Annotated in this window: 24 protein-coding genes and 1 tRNA gene; 16 read left to right on the top strand and 9 right to left on the bottom strand. The window is 70.9% G+C overall.

Features of this window, described 5'->3' with window-relative positions:
• Positions 1-38: 38 nt before the first annotated feature.
• From HNR14_RS05555 to HNR14_RS05535, 5 genes are all read left to right on the top strand, one after another.
• Positions 39-461, top strand: a complete 423-nt coding sequence (locus HNR14_RS05555; RefSeq protein WP_021758521.1) for an ArsR/SmtB family transcription factor — start codon at positions 39-41, stop codon at positions 459-461.
• 94 nt (positions 462-555) lie between these two features.
• The gene (locus HNR14_RS05550) at positions 556-771 is read left to right on the top strand and encodes a helix-turn-helix domain-containing protein (RefSeq protein WP_021758519.1); all 216 of its coding nucleotides are present in this window, start codon (positions 556-558) and stop codon (positions 769-771) included.
• 70 nt (positions 772-841) lie between these two features.
• A complete protein-coding gene (locus HNR14_RS05545) occupies positions 842-940 on the top strand; it encodes a 30S ribosomal protein bS22 (RefSeq protein ID WP_003792170.1) in 99 nt (32 codons plus the stop codon).
• A 101-nt stretch (positions 941-1,041) separates the two neighbouring features.
• On the top strand, positions 1,042-1,305 hold the full coding sequence (locus HNR14_RS05540) for a glutaredoxin family protein (RefSeq protein WP_179700236.1): 264 nt from the start codon (positions 1,042-1,044) through the stop codon (positions 1,303-1,305).
• Complete coding sequence (locus HNR14_RS05535) at positions 1,302-1,598, top strand: Dabb family protein (RefSeq protein ID WP_179700235.1); 297 nt, start codon at positions 1,302-1,304, stop codon at positions 1,596-1,598. The genes HNR14_RS05540 and HNR14_RS05535 overlap by 4 nt, the downstream gene beginning before the upstream one ends.
• Positions 1,599-1,684: 86 nt before the next feature.
• Here HNR14_RS05535 and HNR14_RS05530 read toward each other — a convergent pair whose 3' ends face one another.
• The 3 genes from HNR14_RS05530 to HNR14_RS05520 are packed head-to-tail and all read right to left on the bottom strand — an operon-like array spanning position 1,685 to position 3,499.
• The gene (locus HNR14_RS05530; protein WP_179700234.1) at positions 1,685-2,386 is read right to left on the bottom strand and encodes a GntR family transcriptional regulator; all 702 of its coding nucleotides are present in this window, start codon (positions 2,384-2,386) and stop codon (positions 1,685-1,687) included.
• Positions 2,386-3,069, bottom strand: a complete 684-nt coding sequence (locus HNR14_RS05525) for a GntR family transcriptional regulator (protein WP_179700233.1) — start codon at positions 3,067-3,069, stop codon at positions 2,386-2,388. The genes HNR14_RS05530 and HNR14_RS05525 overlap by 1 nt, the downstream gene beginning before the upstream one ends.
• 43 nt (positions 3,070-3,112) lie before the next feature.
• Positions 3,113-3,499 (bottom strand): SHOCT domain-containing protein, encoded by a 387-nt coding sequence (locus HNR14_RS05520; protein ID WP_179700232.1) that lies wholly within the window; start codon positions 3,497-3,499, stop codon positions 3,113-3,115.
• A gap of 92 nt (positions 3,500-3,591) precedes the next feature.
• Between HNR14_RS05520 and HNR14_RS05515 the strand changes: the two genes are divergently transcribed.
• Positions 3,592-5,523, top strand: a complete 1,932-nt coding sequence (locus HNR14_RS05515) for a hypothetical protein (protein WP_179700231.1) — start codon at positions 3,592-3,594, stop codon at positions 5,521-5,523.
• Between the two features lie 40 nt (positions 5,524-5,563).
• Complete coding sequence (locus HNR14_RS05510; RefSeq protein WP_179700230.1) at positions 5,564-6,418, top strand: polyphosphate kinase 2 family protein; 855 nt, start codon at positions 5,564-5,566, stop codon at positions 6,416-6,418.
• Positions 6,419-6,473: 55 nt separating this feature from the next.
• Here the strand turns inward: HNR14_RS05510 and HNR14_RS05505 are convergent, their stop codons facing one another.
• Positions 6,474-7,763, bottom strand: a complete 1,290-nt coding sequence (locus HNR14_RS05505) for an isochorismate synthase (protein WP_343064421.1) — start codon at positions 7,761-7,763, stop codon at positions 6,474-6,476.
• Between the two features lie 133 nt (positions 7,764-7,896).
• Here HNR14_RS05505 and HNR14_RS05500 point away from each other — a divergent pair, with 133 nt between their 5' ends.
• The 4 genes from HNR14_RS05500 (at position 7,897) to HNR14_RS05485 (ending at position 12,571) form a co-directional block, all read left to right on the top strand.
• Positions 7,897-8,946, top strand: coding sequence for a demethylmenaquinone methyltransferase (locus HNR14_RS05500; protein WP_179700229.1), 1,050 nt, complete (start codon positions 7,897-7,899; stop codon positions 8,944-8,946).
• Positions 8,946-10,025 (top strand): polyprenyl synthetase family protein, encoded by a 1,080-nt coding sequence (locus HNR14_RS05495; protein ID WP_179700228.1) that lies wholly within the window; start codon positions 8,946-8,948, stop codon positions 10,023-10,025. The genes HNR14_RS05500 and HNR14_RS05495 overlap by 1 nt, the downstream gene beginning before the upstream one ends.
• Positions 10,026-10,043: 18 nt before the next feature.
• Positions 10,044-11,426 carry an FAD-dependent oxidoreductase gene (locus HNR14_RS05490; protein ID WP_179700227.1) on the top strand — a complete coding sequence of 461 codons (1,383 nt, stop codon included), beginning with the start codon at positions 10,044-10,046 and terminating at the stop codon, positions 11,424-11,426.
• Positions 11,427-11,569: 143 nt separating this feature from the next.
• Positions 11,570-12,571, top strand: a complete 1,002-nt coding sequence (locus HNR14_RS05485) for an alpha/beta hydrolase (protein WP_179700226.1) — start codon at positions 11,570-11,572, stop codon at positions 12,569-12,571.
• On the opposite strand, the gene HNR14_RS05480 is transcribed toward HNR14_RS05485, so the two are convergent.
• From HNR14_RS05480 to HNR14_RS05465, 4 genes are all read right to left on the bottom strand, one after another.
• Entirely contained in the window at positions 12,558-13,046 is a 489-nt protein-coding gene (locus tag HNR14_RS05480; protein WP_179700225.1) for a YajQ family cyclic di-GMP-binding protein, read from the bottom strand. The genes HNR14_RS05485 and HNR14_RS05480 overlap by 14 nt on opposite strands.
• A 108-nt stretch (positions 13,047-13,154) precedes the next feature.
• Positions 13,155-13,532 (bottom strand): hypothetical protein, encoded by a 378-nt coding sequence (locus HNR14_RS05475; protein WP_179700224.1) that lies wholly within the window; start codon positions 13,530-13,532, stop codon positions 13,155-13,157.
• A gap of 88 nt (positions 13,533-13,620) precedes the next feature.
• Positions 13,621-14,658, bottom strand: coding sequence for a YeiH family protein (locus HNR14_RS05470; RefSeq protein WP_179700223.1), 1,038 nt, complete (start codon positions 14,656-14,658; stop codon positions 13,621-13,623).
• A 111-nt stretch (positions 14,659-14,769) separates the two neighbouring features.
• Positions 14,770-15,084 carry a YbjQ family protein gene (locus HNR14_RS05465; protein ID WP_021758656.1) on the bottom strand — a complete coding sequence of 105 codons (315 nt, stop codon included), beginning with the start codon at positions 15,082-15,084 and terminating at the stop codon, positions 14,770-14,772.
• 356 nt (positions 15,085-15,440) lie between these two features.
• On the opposite strand from HNR14_RS05465, the gene HNR14_RS05460 reads away from it, so the two are divergent.
• Together HNR14_RS05460 and HNR14_RS05455 are read left to right on the top strand one after the other, a co-directional pair.
• The gene (locus HNR14_RS05460) at positions 15,441-15,656 is read left to right on the top strand and encodes a DUF2283 domain-containing protein (RefSeq protein ID WP_021758652.1); all 216 of its coding nucleotides are present in this window, start codon (positions 15,441-15,443) and stop codon (positions 15,654-15,656) included.
• A 92-nt stretch (positions 15,657-15,748) separates the two neighbouring features.
• Positions 15,749-16,132 carry a helix-turn-helix domain-containing protein gene (locus HNR14_RS05455; protein WP_179700222.1) on the top strand — a complete coding sequence of 128 codons (384 nt, stop codon included), beginning with the start codon at positions 15,749-15,751 and terminating at the stop codon, positions 16,130-16,132.
• 37 nt (positions 16,133-16,169) lie between these two features.
• Here the strand turns inward: HNR14_RS05455 and HNR14_RS05450 are convergent, their stop codons facing one another.
• Complete coding sequence (locus HNR14_RS05450) at positions 16,170-16,730, bottom strand: ATP-dependent Clp protease proteolytic subunit (RefSeq protein ID WP_179700221.1); 561 nt, start codon at positions 16,728-16,730, stop codon at positions 16,170-16,172.
• A 165-nt stretch (positions 16,731-16,895) separates the two neighbouring features.
• On the opposite strand from HNR14_RS05450, the gene HNR14_RS05445 reads away from it, so the two are divergent.
• From HNR14_RS05445 to HNR14_RS21310, 3 genes are all read left to right on the top strand, one after another.
• A tRNA-Tyr gene (locus tag HNR14_RS05445) sits at positions 16,896-16,977 on the top strand.
• A 141-nt stretch (positions 16,978-17,118) separates the two neighbouring features.
• Complete coding sequence (locus HNR14_RS05440) at positions 17,119-17,931, top strand: inositol monophosphatase family protein (protein ID WP_179700220.1); 813 nt, start codon at positions 17,119-17,121, stop codon at positions 17,929-17,931.
• Positions 17,932-17,985: 54 nt separating this feature from the next.
• Positions 17,986-18,882, top strand: coding sequence for a peptidoglycan DD-metalloendopeptidase family protein (locus tag HNR14_RS21310; protein WP_179700219.1), 897 nt, complete (start codon positions 17,986-17,988; stop codon positions 18,880-18,882).
• The last annotated feature ends 36 nt before the right edge of the window (positions 18,883-18,918 follow it).

The following is an 18,918-nucleotide window of genomic DNA, read 5'->3' as shown; positions in this document are numbered from 1 at the left end:
ACATGGTACTCCGGGAGTGGAGTGACTAGCCTGGGGGGATGGCCGACATCTTCGACGTGATCGCCGACCCCACGCGGCGCGACATCCTCCGCGTGCTGCTCGACCGACACTCGGAGTCGGGGGACGGTGTCGGCGAGATCTCGGTCTCGGAGATCGTCTCGACGCTCGAGCTCAGCCAGCCGACCGTCTCGAAGCACCTCAAGGTGCTGCGGGAGGCCGGCCTCGTCTCGGTGCGCGAGGAGGGTCAGCACCGCTACTACCGGCTCGACGCGACCCCGCTCGAGCTGGTGGAGGACTGGATCATCCCGTTCACGACGGCCGACGTCGACGCCGCCGCGCTCTCGGCGCAGCTCGCCGAGGAGACCCGGGAGTTCGCCAGCACCGTCGGCAAGGTGCTCGCCGACACCCGCCACGCGGTGTCGAGCGCGACCGAGCGCGTCACCAAGTGGCGTCGCGACTGACCTCCCGGTGCTTGCCGCGGGATCCCGCGGGCGCATAGAGTTCCTGTCACCCGCCGGTGGAGCCGAGTACCATGGCGGGCGGAAAGGTACGACGATGGCACACGATCTGCGCGACGTGCGCTTCCTGACGGTCGCCGAGGTGGCCGACATGATGCGCGTCTCCCGGATGACCGTGTACCGGATGGTGCATTCGGGTGAGCTTCCCGCGATCCGTTTCGGGCGCTCATTCCGTGTTCCGGAGTCGGCCGTCGACCAGGCTCTGGAGGCTCTTGTGACCTCCGAGAAGGGCGGCGTCGCCGATACGGCGTGACGTCGGGTAAACTGGTTGCTTGTGTCGCCGCGCACCCCGCGGCAAACCCCCCTAACTTTGTGAGGTCTACGTGGGTTCCGTTATCAAGAAGCGTCGCAAGCGTATGGCGAAGAAGAAGCACCGCAAGCTTCTCCGCAAGACGCGCCACCAGCGTCGCAACAAGAAGTAGACCTCAGAGTCTGCGGCTCAAGCGTCGGTCCGTCACGGCCCGGCGCTTTTTGCTGTGCTCGGGAGCACAGTGCTGTGCTCGGGAGAGCTAGGCTGGACGCCGTGTCCGCCGTCTCCCTGACCCTCATCGGCAAGCCGGGCTGCCACCTGTGCGACGACGCCCGCGAGGTGATCCGCACGGTGGTCGACGGCCTCCCGGACGGCTCTCCCTCCGTCGAGGTGCAGGAGCTCAGCATCCTGGACGACCCGGCTCTGCACGAGAAGTACGTGGAGGAGATCCCGGTCGTGCTGGTCGGCGGGCGGATGCACACCTACTGGCGGGTCGATCCGGCCCGGCTGCGCACCGCGATCCTGGAGGACCGATGACCATTCGCCACGTCGTCACGTGGAAGCTCGCTTCGACCGACGAGTCCGAGCGGGCCGAGCACGCCGCCGCCGTCAAGGCGAAGCTGGAGTCGCTCGTGGGCGTGGTGCCCGAGATCGAGCGTCTCGAGGTGGGTGTCAACGTGCTTCCCGGCAACTTCGACCTGGTGCTGATCGGCGACTTCGCCGACCTCGATGCCGTGGCGCGCTACCAGGTGCACCCCGCGCACGAGGAGGTCGCGGCGTACATCCGCTCCGTCGTCGACGGTCGCAGCGCGGTCGACTTCGAGGTCTGAGCCACGGTTCCCGCCCCTCTGCACGACGAAGCGCCCGGCCCCGCAGGGGACCGGGCGCTTCGCGTTGTTCCGGGTGACGTGAGCCGTCAGTAGCCGGGGGTGTCGTCGATGTCGCGGTCGCTGCGCCGGTACTCGGCGAGGAACTGCGTGAGCGTCGGCGCGTAGAGCTCGGCGATGAGGTCGCCGGCCTTCTGCCCGTCGCGCGCCTTGGCGGCCTCGAAGATCGCGGTGACGCGGGCCGGGAGGTCGTCGACGCCGAACGGCTGCGGCCAGACGGCGATGTAGCGCAGCAGCTGCGGGCTGAGGCCCTCGCTCACGCCGAGCAGCACCGCGTTGTCCGCGCTGCGACCGAATTCGAGGAGGAAGTCGTTGAGTGCGCGGCCGAGGGCGGGCTTGTCGCCGGCTTTCGCGGTCTTCTTGACCTCCTTCTGCGCCTTGTCGAGGCGGCTGACGGCCGCGTTGTCGAGGTCGGGGACGGCGGCGCGGACGGCGTGCTCGTGCAGCAGCCCGGTCGTGTAGATGGCCTCGTCGATCGCGCGGTGGTCGATGGGGGCGACCCGGGTGTAGCGGTTGGGCGCCATCTCGACCAGGCCGATGTCGGCCAGCTTCATCAGCGCCTCCCGGATCGGGGTGCGCGAGACGCCGAGCCACGCCGTGAGCTTGTCGTCGAGGAGGGTCTCACCCGGCTCGAGTGTGCCGTCGAGGATGCCGTCGTAGAGGCGGTTGTAGACGACGTCGCGCAGCAGCTGGCGCTCGACGGGGGCGGAGTCCTTCACGGGCAGCGGCATCAGAGGGCCTTCCCTTCGGTGGCGGCGAACTCGTCGACCACGGTCGCGATGCCGTTGTCCCAGTACTCGGTGACGGCCTGCGCGGCGCCGGCGGCATCGCCGTCGACGGCGGCCGTCACGAGCGACTTCAGCGCGGGAACGCCCGCGGCGAACGCGTCGCCGGACGGGGCTGCGACGAGGGCGCGGCGCACCTCGGGCAGGTGCCGCTTGAAGAGACGAGCGATGGTGCGGTTGTCGAGACGGCGGACGAAGACGTCGATGAAACCGTCGACCAGGACGCGGTCGCGCTCCAGGGCGGTCCCCTTCCGCGCGTCGGCCGCACGCTCCGGGAGGCCGCGGAGCGTCTCCTTGTCGGCGTCCGTCAGCAGGGGGGTGGCGTCGCGGACGACCCCGCGCAGCAGCGTGCCGACCGTGTCGATGAGGCCGCGGAGGCGGACCGGGTCGATGGGCGTCACGCGGGTGCGCTTCTGCGGCATGATCTCGACCAGGCCCATGGTGGCGAGCTGGTTGAGGGCCTCACGGACCGGTGTGCGGGAGACGCCCACCCACCGCTCGATCTCGGCGTCGTAGAGCTGCCCGCCGGGTGTGAGGTCTCCCTCGACGATCGCGTCGAGGAGACGGAGGAAGACTTCGTCTCGGATGAGCCGTCTGGGGCTGACGGCCTCGGTTACGGGTACAGGCATACTTGAATATTACATCCGCTCAGCCTGGATACAATGCCGTGATTCAGAAGCGCTGGCCCAGTGCCTTCGCCTTCAGCGCGTCGAACTCGTTCCGGCTGATCACGCCGCGATCGAGCAGCTCCTTCGCCTGCGCGATGTCGCTCGACGGGCTGGAGGAGGCGACCGGGTGGAGGCCGTAGTCGTCGTCCCCGGGGACAGTCTGCCGGCGTTGGGCGTTCCGCTCGGCCATCCCGCGACCGCGCGCGATCAGGTAGACGAGGGCCGTCAGCCAGGGCAGGAACACCAGGAAGATGATCCAGAGCGCCTTCCACCAGCCGTTGAGCGTCTGGTCGCGGAACAGGTCCGCCAGGATCCCGAACAGCACGAACAGGTAGGCGACGAAGGCGAACGACCAGAAGATCAGCCAGAGCACATCCCAGAAATTGTTCATCCGTGACTCCCATCCCGTGGCGCTCACCGTATCGGGCGGATCCGCCCGTGGCTAGACGCGGCCGGGCGCGGGGCCGGAGCTAGGCTGACCGCATGCCGCCGTCGTCGTCGCCACCGCACCTCTGGCGGGGGCGCTCGGCCGGCGGATGGATCGCGCTGATCGCGGGATTCGTCGTCGGCATCCCGCTCACGCTCGTGACCGGCGTCGTGCTGCTCGCACTGGCGGTCGTGGCGGCGGTGGTGGCCCTCGTCGTACGCCTGATCGGCCTCGCCGCGGCCTGGGTATGGTTCGTCGTGCAGCGCTCGCGCCGCATCCCGTACCCGTTCCCCTCCCCGCCGCCGGTCCGCCGTCGCGCTCGCCGCGTCGCACTGAGCGGTCTCTATCTCTCCCTTGTCCCTCGCACGGTCGGGGGGATCGCCCGACTGGCGGGCTGGCTGCTCGCGCCGCTCGCCCTCGGCGTGAGCGTCGCGGGCGTCGCATTCCCGCGCTGGCGCGCCCGGCCGTACGTCGCCGTCTTCCGGCTGCCCGATCTGCTGCGGAAGGTCGTCGGCCTGGGGAGGCGGCGCGGCCTCCTGCGCGACGGGCACGACGCGCGGCTGCTCGGCTACGACGAGTTCCTCGCGGCCGCCTTCCCCCTGCTGCACGACTTCTTCCGATGGTGGTCCGAGCCGGAGGCGCCCGAGCCGTATCGTCCGCCGGCGTCGCTCGGGGACGCCGCGTCGGCGGAGGCGGCGCGGCTCGGTCTGCGCCTCGGGCCTCCCGTCGACCCCCTGGGTCAGCCGGGCCTCGCCGCCGGCGCGATGCGACGCCGCGCCGTGCGGTCGCTGCGGGAGGTCTTCCTCAGCCAGCGCGAGATCGACGACCTCTGCGATCCCGACCTCGACGACCGCGCCGACGTCGGCGTGATCCGGGTGATCCACCGCGTGGACGCGGAGGGCCTGCGCCACTGGATCGTGCAGCTCCCGAGCACGAAGTCGTGGCACCCGCGGGCGGGCGCGGCGCCGAACGACCTCACCGCCGACCTCGTCATCGGTGCCGAGCAGCGGGCCACGATCACGCGCGCGGCGATCGCGACCATGCGCGCAGCCGGGATCGCGCGAGGAGAGCCGGTGCTGCTCACCGGCTTCAGTCTCGGCGGGATGGTCGCCGCGCAGATCGCGCTCGCCGCTGCCGCCGAGGGCTTCACGGTGACCCACCTCGTGGTCGCCGGGTCGCCGCTCGGGCGCTTCCCGCATCCTCCCGGCGTCCGAACGCTCGCGCTCGAGCACGTCCTCGACATCGTGCCGCGCATCGACGGACGCGAGAACGCCGTCGACGCCGGTCCGGACGACCTGCTCACGGTGAAGGCGCGACCCCCGCTCTCCGTCGGGTTCCGCCTCGGTGCGCTCCACCAGTCGACCGCGTACGCCGACACGGCGGGGATCGTGGAGGCGCGGCCACCTGATCAGCGCGTCGCCGCCTTCCTCGCCGAGCTCGCCCCCTTCCTCGGCGCCGGGCAGCACGTCGACGACCGGGCTGCCTTGCGTGCCGGGGACCTGCCGCCGCGGGCATCCGTGCCGATCTATCTGCGGAACACGGTGGAGGAGGGGATCACCCGGCAGAGCCTGCGGCAGACCGTGCGGCGGATCTCCGGGGTCATCGCCGTCGACGTCTACCAGTCGCGCTCGGGATTCGCGACGACGGTGATCTGGAACGCCGACATCCTCGCGACCGCGCTCGGCCCCTGGCTCTCGAACCGCAGTCGCGCCGCCGTCTACCGCGGCCTGCTCTCCCTGCTCGGCCGGCGGGGCTCCGTCGGCGTCCACCTGCGGGTGCAGGCCAAGCGGACGCCGGGCATCACGTGGGAGGCGACGCTGCAGCGCATGGCCGACGGCCGCTGGCGCGAGACGATCGACATCACCGTCGACGACCGCGCCGACCGCGCGGAGGTCGCCCGGCTGTTCCCGGGCGGGACGCAGCCGATCGTCCTGGCGCACCCGCCTCACGCCTTCGGCCCCATCGTGGGCGTGGCGCTCCCGCGCTGACCTCCCTACGATGGACCCACCCCGATCGAGGAGGACGCGGATGGGACGAGAGAGCTACTGGACCACCGACCCGGACGACCTGCTGCGGGTCGGGGACGGATTCCGGCTGTCGGAGCGGGACACCGGCGCGAAGCCCGGGTTCGACGGGGACAAGCGCGACGGCGAGAAGGCGCTCGCCGAGGGGGCCGGCATCCTGGCCGACCTCCAGGAGCGGCTGTATGCCGCGGGCACGCAGGGCGACCAGCGCCGCGTGCTGCTGGTGCTGCAGGCGATGGACACCGCGGGCAAGGGCGGCATCGTCTCGCACGTCGTCGGGGCGATGAACCCGGGAGGCGTGCGCTACACCGGCTTCAAGAAGCCGACGCCGGAGGAGCTCGCGCACGACTTCCTCTGGCGCATCGAGAAGGCGGCGCCCGCCGCCGGCCAGGTCGGCGTCTTCGACCGCTCCCACTACGAGGACGTGCTGATCGGCCGTGTGCGGCAGCTCGCCCCGCCGGAGGAGATCGAACGCCGCTACCGCGCGATCAACGACTTCGAGCGCGAGCTCGCCGAGACCGGGACGACCATCGTCAAGGTGATGCTGCACCTGGGCAAGGACGAGCAGAAGAAGCGCCTGGAGGATCGCCTCGACCGCGAGGACAAGCGCTGGAAGTTCACGACCAACGACGTCGACGAGCGGATGCTGTGGGACGACTACCAGGAGGCGTTCCAGCTCGTGTTCGAGCGCACCTCCACTGATGTCGCGCCCTGGTTCGTCGTGCCCGCCGACCGCAAGTGGTACGCCCGGATCGCCGTGCAGCACCTCCTGATCGACGCGCTGGAGCGGATGGAGCTCGGGTGGCCCGTGCCCTCCTACGACGTGGAGGAGCAGCGCAACCGGCTCGCCGCGACCTGAGGCCGGTGCCGCGGGACCGCCGGGCTGGGGTTGGGGGTCGGGCTCGGGCTCGGTCTCAGCCGAAGGCCTCCACGATCGGGCGGAACTTCATCGTCGTCTCCGCGAGCTCGCGCTCGGGGTCGGAGTCGGCGACGATGCCGGCGCCCGCGTAAGCGGTCAGATCGCCGTCGGGATCGACCTGGGCGCAGCGGAGGGCGATCGCCCACTCGCCGTCGCCGTCGCCGCCGACCCAGCCGACCGGACCGGCGTAGCGCCCGCGGTCGAACGGCTCGAGCTCGCGGATGACCGCGAGGGCGTCCTGACGCGGGGTGCCGGCGACGGCCGCCGTCGGGTGGAGGGCGTCGGCGAGGTCGAGCGAGCTCGCGCCGTCGCTGAGCGTGCCGGCGACGTCGGTCGCCAGATGCCAGAGATTGGGGAGCTTGAGGGTGAAGGGGAGGTCGCTGGCGTCGAGGTCGGCGCTGTGCGGACGCAGGGCCTCCAGCACGCTTGCGACCGCGAACCGGTGCTCCTCCTGGTCCTTGGTGCTGCTCGCCAGGGTGACGGCGGCGTCGTGGTCGGCGACCGCGTCCGCCCCGCGCGAGATCGTGCCGGCGAGCACGCGCGCCGTGACCGTGCCGTGGTGCACCCGCACCAGGGTCTCGGGCGAGGAGCCGACGAGACCGTCGACCGCGAACGTCCAGCACTCCGGGTAGCCCAGGGCCAGTTCGACCAGGGCGCGGCGCAGGTCGGACTCCAGCGGCAGGTGCCCGGTGAGGTCGCGGGCCAGGACGGTCTTGGAGAGGTCGTGCTCGCGGATGCGCGCCACGGCGGCGGACACGGCCTGGCGATAGCCGTCCTTGCCGAGGGTGCCGGGCAGGAGGCTGAGCCGGTACTCGTCGCCCAGCGGGGTGCGCGGGGGGAGTGCGGAGGAGGTGGAGGTCGGGGCTGCTGCGGCGGCGTCGTTGACGTCGATCGGGCGGATGCGGGTGATCCAGCTGCGACCGTCGCGGCGCCCCAGGATGATCTCGGGGACGATCAGCGTGCTCGTCGCCGCGCTCTCGTCCGCGAACGCGAACGTGCCGAACGCGACCAGACCGGTGCCGGGGGTGCGCACGGAGTCGGCGATCGTCGCTGCGGCGACCGTCTCGCGCCACGCGGCGGAGGCGTCGGCGATGCGGTCGGGGCCGGAGAACTCGAGCCGGAGCGCCTCGCCGATGCCGGCGATCCCCTCGCCCTTGCGCAGCCACAGGAGGGGGGTGCGTGAATCGATGTAGGGGATGAGCTGGCGTACGTCGTCGAGGGGGGTCGTCTCGACCGAGAGCGCCGTCACGTCCGTCGCCTGGCGCGTGGTCGCTGGTGCTGTCACCGCTACAGACTACGCCCGGCACGCTGGGCGTCCGATGCGCGCCCCCTGCGCATTGACCGCGCATTCGCCGCGCAGGCGCCGTCCATCCCGCCCCGGGAATGCACGGGATCACGGCGCAGCCTAAGCTGGTGTGGTGAGTAAGGCCGACCTCGACAAAAAGCCCGCCCAGGTCGCCGCCATGTTCGATGAGGTGTCGACCCATTACGACCGGACCAACACGGTCCTCTCGGTGGGCAACGCATCCCTCTGGCGTGTGGCGACGACGCGTGCCGTCGGACCGCGCGCCGGCGAACGGATCCTCGACGTCGCGGCCGGGACCGGCACGTCGAGCGCGTCCCTCGCCCGCAACGGCGCGAGCGTCGTCGCGGCGGACTTCTCCGAGGGGATGATCGAGGTCGGGCGCCGCCGTCAGGCCGACAACCCCTACGTCACTTTCGTGCAGGCCGACGCGATGAAGCTGCCCTTCGACGACGATTCGTTCGACGCGGTCACGATCTCGTTCGGCCTCCGGAACATCGTCGACCCGCGCGCGGCGCTCGCGGAGTTCTACCGCGTGACCAAGCCCGGCGGCCGCGTCGTGATCTGCGAGTTCTCCCACCCGCCCATCGGGCTCATCCGCGCCGGGTACGGCGCCTACCTCAAGTACGGCATGCCGCTGCTCGCCAAGGTCGCGAGTTCCAACCCGGCCGCCTACGAGTATCTGATGGACTCCATCCAGGCCTGGCCGGCCCAGCCGGAGCTCGCGGGATGGCTGCGCGAGGCCGGCTACGAGTCGGTCGCCTGGCGCAACCTGACCGCCGGCATCGTGGCGCTGCATCGGGGCCGCAAGCCCGTGGATGCCGCGCCCGCCCAGGCGGCACCGGAGCCGGTGGCCGCGGTGAAGCCCGCTGCCGCGGTGAAGCCCGCTGCCGCGGAGAAGCCCGCTGCCGCGAAGAAGCCCGCCGCCGCGAAGCCGGCGGCGACCGCCGCCGCGAAGAAGCCCGCGACCTCCGCGAAGCCGGCCGCGACCGCCGCCGCGAAGAAGCCGGCGACCCCGGCCGCCAAGAAGCCGGCGACCACCGCGAAGCCCGCCACCGCGGCGAAGCCCGTCGCGAAGAAGCCCGCCGCGAAGAAGCCTGCTCCGGCGAAGCCCGCAGCCGACGGAACATCTTCGACACCGTCCGTCCCATCCGAGGGGGAGTAGTGCCACGAAGTGTTCCCGGAGTCCGCCGCCCCGCGTCGGTCTCCAGCCAGCTGGGACTGACCGAGCGGATCTTCTCCCGCGGTGAGGATCGCGCCCTCGCGGCTGCCGTCGATGCGGGTCTGGTGCAGATCGAGGACGGTCTGCGCGCCCAGATGCAGTTCGCCGACGAGCTGGCCGACGTCACCGCCCGGTACCTGCTCGAGGCCGGCGGCAAGCGCGTGCGCCCGATGCTGACCCTGCTCGCGGCGCAGCTCGGCCGGGGGACCACGCCCCAGGTGCTGCAGGCCGCCCAGGCGGTCGAGATCACCCACCTCGCGTCGCTGTACCACGACGACGTCATGGACGACTCGCAGATGCGCCGCGGCGTCCCCAGCGCGCAGTTCGTGTGGGGCAACTCCGTCGCCGTGCTCACCGGCGACCTGCTCTTCGCCCGCGCGAGCAAGCTCGTCTCCGCGCTGGGCGAGCGCGCCATCCAGCTCCAGGCCGACACCTTCGAGCGGCTGTGCCTCGGCCAGCTGCACGAGACGATCGGTCCGCGCGAGGGCGAGGACCCCATCGCCCACTACATCACCGTGCTCGAGGACAAGACGGGGTCCCTGATCGCCGTCGCCGCCCAGATGGGCGTCGTCTTCTCGGGAGCGGACGAGAGCTACGAGCAGCCGGTCGTGACGTTCGGCGAGAAGATCGGCGTCGCCTTCCAGATCATCGACGACGTCATCGACCTCTCTGCCAGGGGCGTCGAGGAGACCGGCAAGACCCCGGGCAACGATCTGCGGGCCGGTGTCGCGACCCTCCCTGTGCTGCGCCTGCGCGAGCGGGCCGCGACCGACCCCTCCGCCGCCGAGCTGCTCGACCGGCTCGAGCGCGATGTCATCGGCACCGCCGACGAAGGCCCGGTCACCCCGCAGGCCACCGCCGCGATCGCCGCGCTGCGTGAGCACGAGGTCACCCACCAGACCCTGGAGGAGGCCCACCGGTGGGCGCGCGAGGCCGTCGAGGCGCTCGCCCCCCTGCCGGACGGCCCCGTCAAGAAGGCGCTCGTCCGCTTCGCGGACACGATCGTCGAACGCTCCAGCTGAACACGAAGGATACGACGCATGACCAAACTCCGACTGGCCATCGTGGGCGCCGGGCCCGCCGGCATCTACGCCGCGGACATCCTGCTCAAGGCGGAACGCAGCTTCGACGTCTCCATCGACCTCTTCGAGCAGCTCCCGGCTCCCTACGGCCTGGTGCGCTACGGCGTCGCCCCTGACCACCCCCGCATCAAGGGCATCATCACGGCGCTGCGGGATGTGCTCGACCGCGGCGACATCCGCATCTTCGGCAACGTGAACTTCGGCACCGACATCACGCTGGACGACCTCAAGCGCCACTACAACGCCGTCATCTTCTCGACGGGCGCCATCCGCGACGCCGACCTCGACATCCCGGGCATCGACCTGAAGGGCTCGTACGGCGCAGCCGAGTTCGTGAGCTGGTTCGACGGCCACCCCGACGTGCCGCGCACGTGGCCGCTGGAGGCCGAGTCCGTCGCCGTGATCGGCAACGGCAACGTCGCGCTCGACGTCTCGCGCATCCTGGCGAAGCACGCCGAGGACCTGCTGCCCACCGAGGTCCCGGACAACGTCTACGAGATCCTGCAGAGCTCGCCCGTGACCGACGTGCACGTCTTCGGGCGCCGCGGGCCGGCGCAGGTGAAGTTCACCCCGCTAGAGCTGCGCGAGCTCGGCGAGCTGCGCGACGTCGACATGATCGTCTACGACGAGGACTTCGACTACGACGAGCAGTCGAAGGACGCCATCGCGAGCAACAAGCAGGTCATGGTGATCGACCGGGTGCTGCAGCAGTGGCGCCAGCGCGAGGTGGGCGCGGCCTCCCGCCGCCTGCACCTGCACTTCTACGCCAAGCCGCTCGAGGTGCTCCCGGACGAGGACGGTCGCGTGCGCGCCTTCCGTTACGAGCGCACCGAGCCCGACGGCGAGGGCGGCGTGCGCGGCACCGGCGAGATCCGCGAGGTCGAGATCCAGGCGCTCTACCGCGCCGTCGGCTACTTCGGCTCCCCGCTGCCCGACATCCCCTTCGATGCGAAGCACGGCGTCATCCCGAACCATGAGGGCCAGGTGCTGCGCGGCGACGACAACGAGCGCATGTACGGCGTCTACGCCACCGGGTGGATCAAGCGCGGCCCCGTCGGGCTCATCGGACACACCAAGTCGGACGCGATGGAGACGATCAAGCATGTGATCAACGATCAGGGAAACTGGTGGTCCCCCACCGACCCTGACGAGGAATCTGTGGATAAGCTCCTGCGCGAGCGGGGTGTGGAGTACACCGACCTCGACGGCTGGCACAACCTCGACGAGCACGAGCAGGCCCTCGGTGCGGAGCGCGGACGCGCCCGCATCAAGGTCGTGCCGCGCGACGAGATGGTGCGCGTCTCCAACCGCACGTCGGTCTCGGCCTCCTCCGAGGACTGAGCGCCGGCGCCCGCTGGTAGCGACTGCTGCGCCGCGGGACGTCTGCGGCGCGGCGACCCGGCGCACTCGTCGCGGGACGGCGCAGTCGCGCGGCGCGCACGCCGGGTGTACCGGCGAGCCTCCCGACCTGGCACGCTGGGGGGATGACCCGCGTGCACGAGTGGCAGCCCGATGTGCTCGGCGAGCCGTTCGAGCAGCTCACCCTGCCGCTGCAGCCCGACAGCGAGGGCGAGGTTGTCGCGACCCTCGTACGGTACTTCCCGGCGCCGCGGCTCGCCGACCTGCGCCCGCACCGGCCGGCGGCCGACACGGACGTGCTCTACGTGCACGGCTGGTCGGACTACTTCTTCCAGGAGGAGCTCGCGCGGTTCTGGCACGATCGCGGCGCGCGCTTCTTCGCGCTCGACCTCCGCAAGTACGGTCGCAGCCTGCGGGAGGGGCAGACCCCGGGGTTCGTCGACAACCTGGCCACCTACGACGAGGACATCGAGGCCGCGCTCACGGTGATGGGCCACGGCGAGGGGTCGGCTTCCCACCGGAAGCTGATCCTGCTGGGCCACTCGACCGGCGGCCTGACCCTCAGCCTGTGGACGAACCGGCACCCCGGGCGGGCGCACGCACTCGTGCTCAACAGCCCGTGGCTGGAGTTCCAGGCCGGAGGTCCGGGACGCGCCGCCCTCGCGCCGCTGATCGACCTCCACGCCCGGATCGATCCGAAGGCGGCGCTGCCGAACGTCGACCTCGGCTACTACACGCGCTCCGTCTCGAAGACGATGGACGGCGAGTGGGACTACGACCTGGCCTGGCGCCCGGTGCGCGGCTTCCCCGTGCATCCCGCCTGGTTGACGGCGATCCTGGCCGGCCATGCCCGCGTCGCCGCCGGACTGTCCCTGGATGTGCCGGTGCTGACCCTGCTGTCGGCGCGGTCGGCCCTGCTGCCGTACTGGACGCCCGAGATGATGAGCAGCGACATCGTGCTCGTCGTGCAAGACATCGCGAAGCGGGCACTGGGGCTCGCCCCGACCGTCACCGTCTCACGCATCGACGGCGCCCTGCACGACGTGTTCCTGTCGCGGGAACAGCCGCGGGGCGTCGCCTACGCGGAGATGGAGCGCTGGATCCGCGGGTACGTCAGCGGAAGTTGACGAACTGGAGGGCGACGTCGAGGTCGGCGCCCTTGAGCAGTGCCATGGTGGCCTGGAGGTCATCGCGGCTCTTCGACGAGACACGGAGCTCGTCGCCCTGGATCTGTGCCTTGACCGACTTCGGGGCCTCGTCGCGGATCAGCTTGGAGATCTTCTTGGCGGCGTCCTGCTCGATGCCGTTCTTGAGGCCGATCTCGATGCGGAACTCCTTGCCCGAGGGGTAGGGGTCGCCGGCGTCGAGGGACTTGAGGGTGATGCCGCGCTTGATCATCTTGGACTCGACGACCTCGAGCACGGCCTTCACCCGCTCCTCGGTGTTGGCCTTGAGCAGGATCTTCTCGCCGCTCCACTCGACCGAGGCGCCGACGTTCTTGAAGTCGTAGCGCTGCTCGACCTCCTTGCGCGCCTGGTTGACGGCGTTGTCCGCCTCCATCTTGTCGACCTTGCTGACGACGTCGAACGTGGAGTCTGCCACGGTATCTGCCTCACTCTTCGTAGAAAATGCTGATCACGGTTGATGTGCTGATCGGCCTCGTCCCACGAGTCTACGGCGGCGACGGTCGCCCTCCACCTCCGAGCGCCGTCAGTCGGACGACGCGGCGGCCTCGCGCATCCGAGCCGCCAGATCGACGAGGGCATCGTCGTCGCCGGGGCCCTCGCCGGGAAGCTCCTCACCCGTGGACAGGTTGTAGGCGGCGATCCCGAGGAGGGCGAACGCCGTGAAGTAGACAGGGCTCTCCGTCTGCAGCAGATGGTACGTCCGGTCGAACTCCGGGGCGTCCAGGAACACGTTCGAGTAGGCGCCTGCGACCTCCAGCCAGTTCGCTCGCGGATCCGGCTCGAAGGCCAGGAAGACCCGGTGCCCGGATTCGGTCGTGAGACGGATGACCCGCGTGTACGGCACGATCTCGTTCTTCAGCACGGTGACGGTGTAGCTGACGACTTTCTCGTTCAGGGGCACGACGGTCCCTCCCTCCGGACCGGTGCACCCACGTCGGTGCGCCGTGCATCACAGGTTCCGCCTGATCCTCGGAGGTGTCAACGACGAACTACAGCTGCCCCGTCACCCAGATCACGAGCAGGCTGGTCCCGGCGACGAGCGTCGACAGGGTGAAGCCGAGCAGCAGCGGTCGCCAGCCGGCGCGGCGGATGGCGGCGAGGTCGGTGGAGAGGCCGATGCCGGCGAGGGCGACAGAGACGAGGAAGACGCTGACCGCGACCAGCCCGTCGTGCACGCCGCCGGGGATCGGGATGAACGTGTTCGCGACGGCGACCAGCAGGAAGCCGATCAGGAACCACGGCACCAGCCCGAGCGCGCGGCGGGCGGTCATCGGCGTACCCGCGTTCGTCCGGCGGTTCTCGGCGATGGCGAGGCCGATGCTGATCGGGATGATCATCAGCGTCCGCACGAGCTTCACCACCACCGCGAAACCCAGGGCGGAGGTCGCGAACAGGCTCGCGGCGGCGACGACCGAACTGGTGTCGTTGACCGCGGTGCCGGCGAACAGGCCGAAGGTGTGGGGATCCATCCCGAGCGCGTGGCCCAGATACGGGAAGACCACGACCGCGATGGCGTTGAAGAGGAAGATCGTGGAGACCGCGTAGGCGATCTCGGCGCTGGTCGCCCCGATGATCGGCGAGACCGCGGCAATCGCGGAGGCGCCGCAGATGCCGGTGCCGACGCCGATCAGGGTGCGCTCGCGGGTCGGGATGCGCAGGGCGCGGCCGATCAGCCAGGCCGCGAGCAGGCACACGACGAGCGAGCTCAGCATCACGGGGAGCGATTGCATCCCGACGACGAGGATGCCGGACAGCGACAGCTGCACGCCGAGGAGCACCACGGCGAGTTGCAGCACGAACTTGCCGGAGTAGCCGACTCCGGGCGCGAACCGTCCCGTCGGCTTGCGGATGACCGCCACGACGACGCCGATCAGCAGCGCGGGGAGCGCGCTGCCCAGGGCCGGCACGAGCCGCGCGATGCCCGTCGCGACGAGGGCGATCACCACCGTGACACCCACGCCGGGTGCGACGTCGACCCCGCGGGAGACGAGACGGGCCGGGAGGGTGCGCACGGGGGAGACGTTCATTCCACCGAGCATCTCCCGGCCGGGGCCGCCTCGGCTACCGACGCGCGGTTGGGCCGTTGCAACCGTGCGTTGTGGCCGGACCCGCGACCGGGGACGGAACCGCGGAACCGATCAGGAGATCGTGACTGCTGTTCCGTACGCGCAGACCTCGACGCCGGCCTGGCCGTAGTCGTTGGTCTCGAAGCGGAACGCGAGCACGGCGTTGCCGCCCTTCGCCTGCGCCTCGTCGGCCAGGCGGCCGAGCGCCTCGGTGCGCGCCTCGTGCAGCAGCGCGGTGATGCCCTTGAGCTCACCGCCCGCGAGCGACTTGAAGCTCGCCCCGAGGTTGGAGCCGAGGTTGCGCGAGCGCACGGTAAGGCCGAACACCTCGCCGAGGACGTTCGTCACGGTGTGGCCGGGGATGTCGTTGGTCGTCACGATCAGCATGGACCGACACTCCCACACCGCGGGTCGCGCCTCCAGCCTCCGATACGGGGCACACGACCGTCGGCGGTCAGGCTACGCGGTCTCTCTCAACTCGGCGTAGTACGTCACGTGGCAGCCGTCACCGGAGCATTCCACGCACACGGTGATCTCCTCACCGTGCTGGGCGGGGTCGGCACCGGTCCCGTCGCACCGTTCGCAAATCTCCAAGGTCCTCATGCCGACGATTCTGCGCCCGGCCACCGACATCCGTGGAAGCGGCTGCGGGGTGTCGCCGATCGGTGTCCCTCTCTCGGCGGACCCGCAGGGTGGTACGACGGTCCGACGACACCGCGGCCGCTGCCCCGTAGCGTCGAGTCATGCGCATCGTCTACGACCCCGAACTGGATGTGGCCCACCTCCTGTTCGACGAGGGCGCGGCCGGAGCACCCCTGCGCGGCGAGGTCACCGGGGTGCCGGCGGGCGGCTACGTCGACGCCGAGTACGACGCGGAGGGGCGGCTGGTCGGCCTCGAGGTGCTGGGTGCGCAGCGGGTGCTGCCGCCGGAGGTGCTCGCGGGCGCGGAACCGGCGTGACCGGCGGATCGATGTCGCTGCGCGTTCTGCTCTGAGCAGAATCACCGGATCGCACTGGTCCGGATCCGCGCTGCGCGGCTTAGGCTTGCGCCATGCTTCTGCGGCACGCTCTCGGGTCCGTGCTCCGCCGGATACGGACGGAGCAGGGGACGACGCTGCGCCAGCTCTCCGAGACGTCGCGGGTGAGCATCCCCTACCTCTCCGAGATCGAACGGGGCCGCAAGGAGGCGTCGTCCGAGATCCTCGCCGCGCTGTGCCGCGTGCTGGAGGTGCCGGAGGGCGAGCTGCTGACCCGCGTCGCCGCCGAGTTTGCGGGCGTGCAGGCTGCGGGAGTGCAGGCCGCCGCACCGGCGCAGGTGCTGAGCCTCGTCCCCGAGCGCGACGAGGTCCCTGCGTCGCAGACCGCGGTCGCGGCGGTCGCCGAGCCGGCCTCCACCACCGAGACAGCGCCGGCCGCGCTGCTGCTCGTCGCCTGAGCGTCAGCGCTCGGTTCCTGGCTCCCGGTGCGCGGCGTCAGGCGCGCAGGGCGCCCGTCGTGCCGACCACGGCATCCACGAATCCGTAGTCGAGCGCTTCGTCCGCGGTGAACCAGCGGTCGCGGTCGCCGTCCTCGACGATCTGCTCGACCGTCCGGCCCGTCTGCTCGCTCGTGAGCTGCGCCATCCTCCGCTTGAAGTGGAGGATCTGGTTGGCCTGCGTCTGGATGTCGGCGCTCGTGCCGCCGAACCCGCCGTGCGGCTGGTGCATCACCACGGACGCGTTCGGCAGGGCGTAGCGCTTTCCCTTCGCACCCGACGAGAGCAGGAACTGCCCCATCGAGGCGGCGAAGCCGAGCGCCACGGTCGCGACGTCGGCGCGCACGAAGTTCATGGTGTCGTAGACGGCGAAGCCCGCGGTGATCGAGCCGCCGGGGGAGTTGATGTAGAGGTAGATGTCCTTGTCAGCGGCGATGGAGTCCAGCAGCAGGAGCCGGGCGCAGACCTCGTTGGCGGTCTCGTCGGTCACCTCGCTGCCGAGGAAGACGATGCGTTCTTCCAGCAGGCGCTGGACCGGGGAGTTCATGTCGGTGTCCATGCGCCCATCCTGAGCGGCGCAGAGGCCCCTGTCATCGGCTTCTGCCGGGCGCGAATTCGCCGCGGGCAGACGCCGCGCACGGCCTGATTTCGCGACGGGGCGCGCGACCAGTATTCTTATGTGGCGCCTTCGGTCAGCAGCTGACTGGTGGTCGGGAGCGCGAACGGCGAGTTACCCTAGCGGCCAAAGGGATCTGACTGTAAATCAGACGGCGTAGCCTTCGGGGGTTCGAATCCCTCACTCGCCACAGCGAACAACCCCCGGTCTTCCATGACCGGGGGTTTCGTCGTCTCCGGGGTCGCCGCATTCGGCACGAATCGTCGTTATGCGGCGGCGAAAGTCGACATTCGGCACGAATCCGCGGTGCGGCGCGTGGGAGGGTGGACGCATGACCTCCTCCGCAGAGCTCCGCGACATCGCCGTGACCATCGCGAAGCGGGCGGCGACGCTCGCGCAGCAGCGCCGGCGTGACGGCGTGGAGATCGCCGCCTCCAAGTCGTCCGTGTCGGACATCGTGACGCGGGCGGACCGGGAGGCCGAGGACCTGATCCGCGGAGCGCTCGCGGCGGCCCGGCCGACGGACGGCTTCTTCGGCGAGGAGTCCGGCGGCGATGCCGGGACGAGCGGGCTCACCTGGGTGGTCGACCCGATCGACGGCACGGTGAACTACGCCTACGGCATCCCGGCCTATGCGGTGAGCATCGCCGTCGTGGAGGGCGACCCCGACCCGACGACGTGGCGGACACTGGCGGGCGCGGTGGTGAACCCGGAGTCAGGAGACGTGTTCGCCGCGGCGGCAGGTCGGGGGTCGACCCGCAACGGCCAGGCGCTGCGCGTGAACGAGGGGGTGGAGCTCCCGCTCGCCCTGGTCGGGACCGGTTTCGGGTACGACGCGGGCGTGCGGCGGCGACAGGCGGAGTTCGTGGCGCGGCTGATCGGCGAGGTGCGCGACATCCGCCGCATCGGTTCCGCCGCCCTCGACCTCTGCGCGCTCGCCGCAGGTCGGCTCGACGCGTACTACGAGCGCGGGCTGAACCCGTGGGACCACGCGGCCGGTGCGCTCGTCGCCCGGGAGGCCGGAGCGCGCGTCGGCGGCCTCGACGGCGGACCGGAGGACGGCCGGCTGCTGCTCGCCGCGGCACCCGCGCTCTACGAGGCGCTGGAGCCGATGGTGCAGGAGTTCTTCGGCGCCTGGGAGTAGGCGGACGCGCCGGCGAACTGGCGTGATGTTTATCGATTTGTTACTTTTGGTCGAGTGCGCCCCTCCACCGACCACAGCGCCGGCCGATCCGAGCCGGACGCGCCGGTGACCCGCCGGGCCGCACGAGCCGCCCGGGAGGCGCGCGAGGCCGAGAGCCGCTCGACCAGGCGTGCGCGTCGCAACCGCGCCGCCGTGGTCTCGGCGAAAGCCTCTGCGTCGCCCGCGGTCAAGGGTCGTGCCGGCCGCGGCGTCAGCGTGATCGCCATGTTCGCCGTTCTCGGCATCGGGGTGGCCACGTCGCTCCCGGCGATGGCGCTCCTCACGGAGGAGCAGGTGCGCGCCACGGCCGTCGCCGAGGCGTTCCCCGATGCGGGGGCGAGCCGCGGAGACGTGCAGGCGCTGGACCGCGTGGAGTCCGACCAGACCGCCGTCGTCGACCGCGAGAGCCCCGAGGTGACCGCGGCCGAGCAGCTCGCGGCCGTGCGCTCGATGCGCATCGCCAACACCTTCACGAACAACCCGCGCGGCGCGATCCAGTGGCCGTTCCCGGTCGGCGTCCCGATCTCGTCGTGGTTCGGGCCGCGCGAGGCGCCGACGGCCGGAGCCTCCACCAACCACCTGGGCGTCGACTTCACCCCGGGCGAGGGGGTGCCCATCCAGATCATCGCCGACGGCGTGGTGCGGGAGGTCGTGCTCGGCGACAACGGCGGCTGCGGCGTCAACGTCACGATCGACCACATGATCGACGGTGCCCTGGTGAGCAGCAAGTACTGCCACATGCAGCGTGGCTCGGTCCAGGTGCAGGCCGGGCAGATCGTCAAGGTGGCCGACATCGTCGGCAAGGTCGGCAACACCGGCGTCTCGACCGGTGCGCACCTCCACCTGGAGATCCGCCTGAACGGCACCGAGCCGGTCGACCCCTACGCGTGGCTGAAGGCCAACGCGTCCTGAGCCGACCGGCCCGCGGCCGAGACGATTATCGCCGCT

The organism is Leifsonia naganoensis (assembly GCF_013410615.1).
GTDB classification, from domain to species: Bacteria; Actinomycetota; Actinomycetes; order Actinomycetales; family Microbacteriaceae; genus Leifsonia; species Leifsonia aquatica.
Note: the sequence above shows the minus strand (reverse complement) of the source record. Positions and strands in the feature narration are given on the sequence as shown.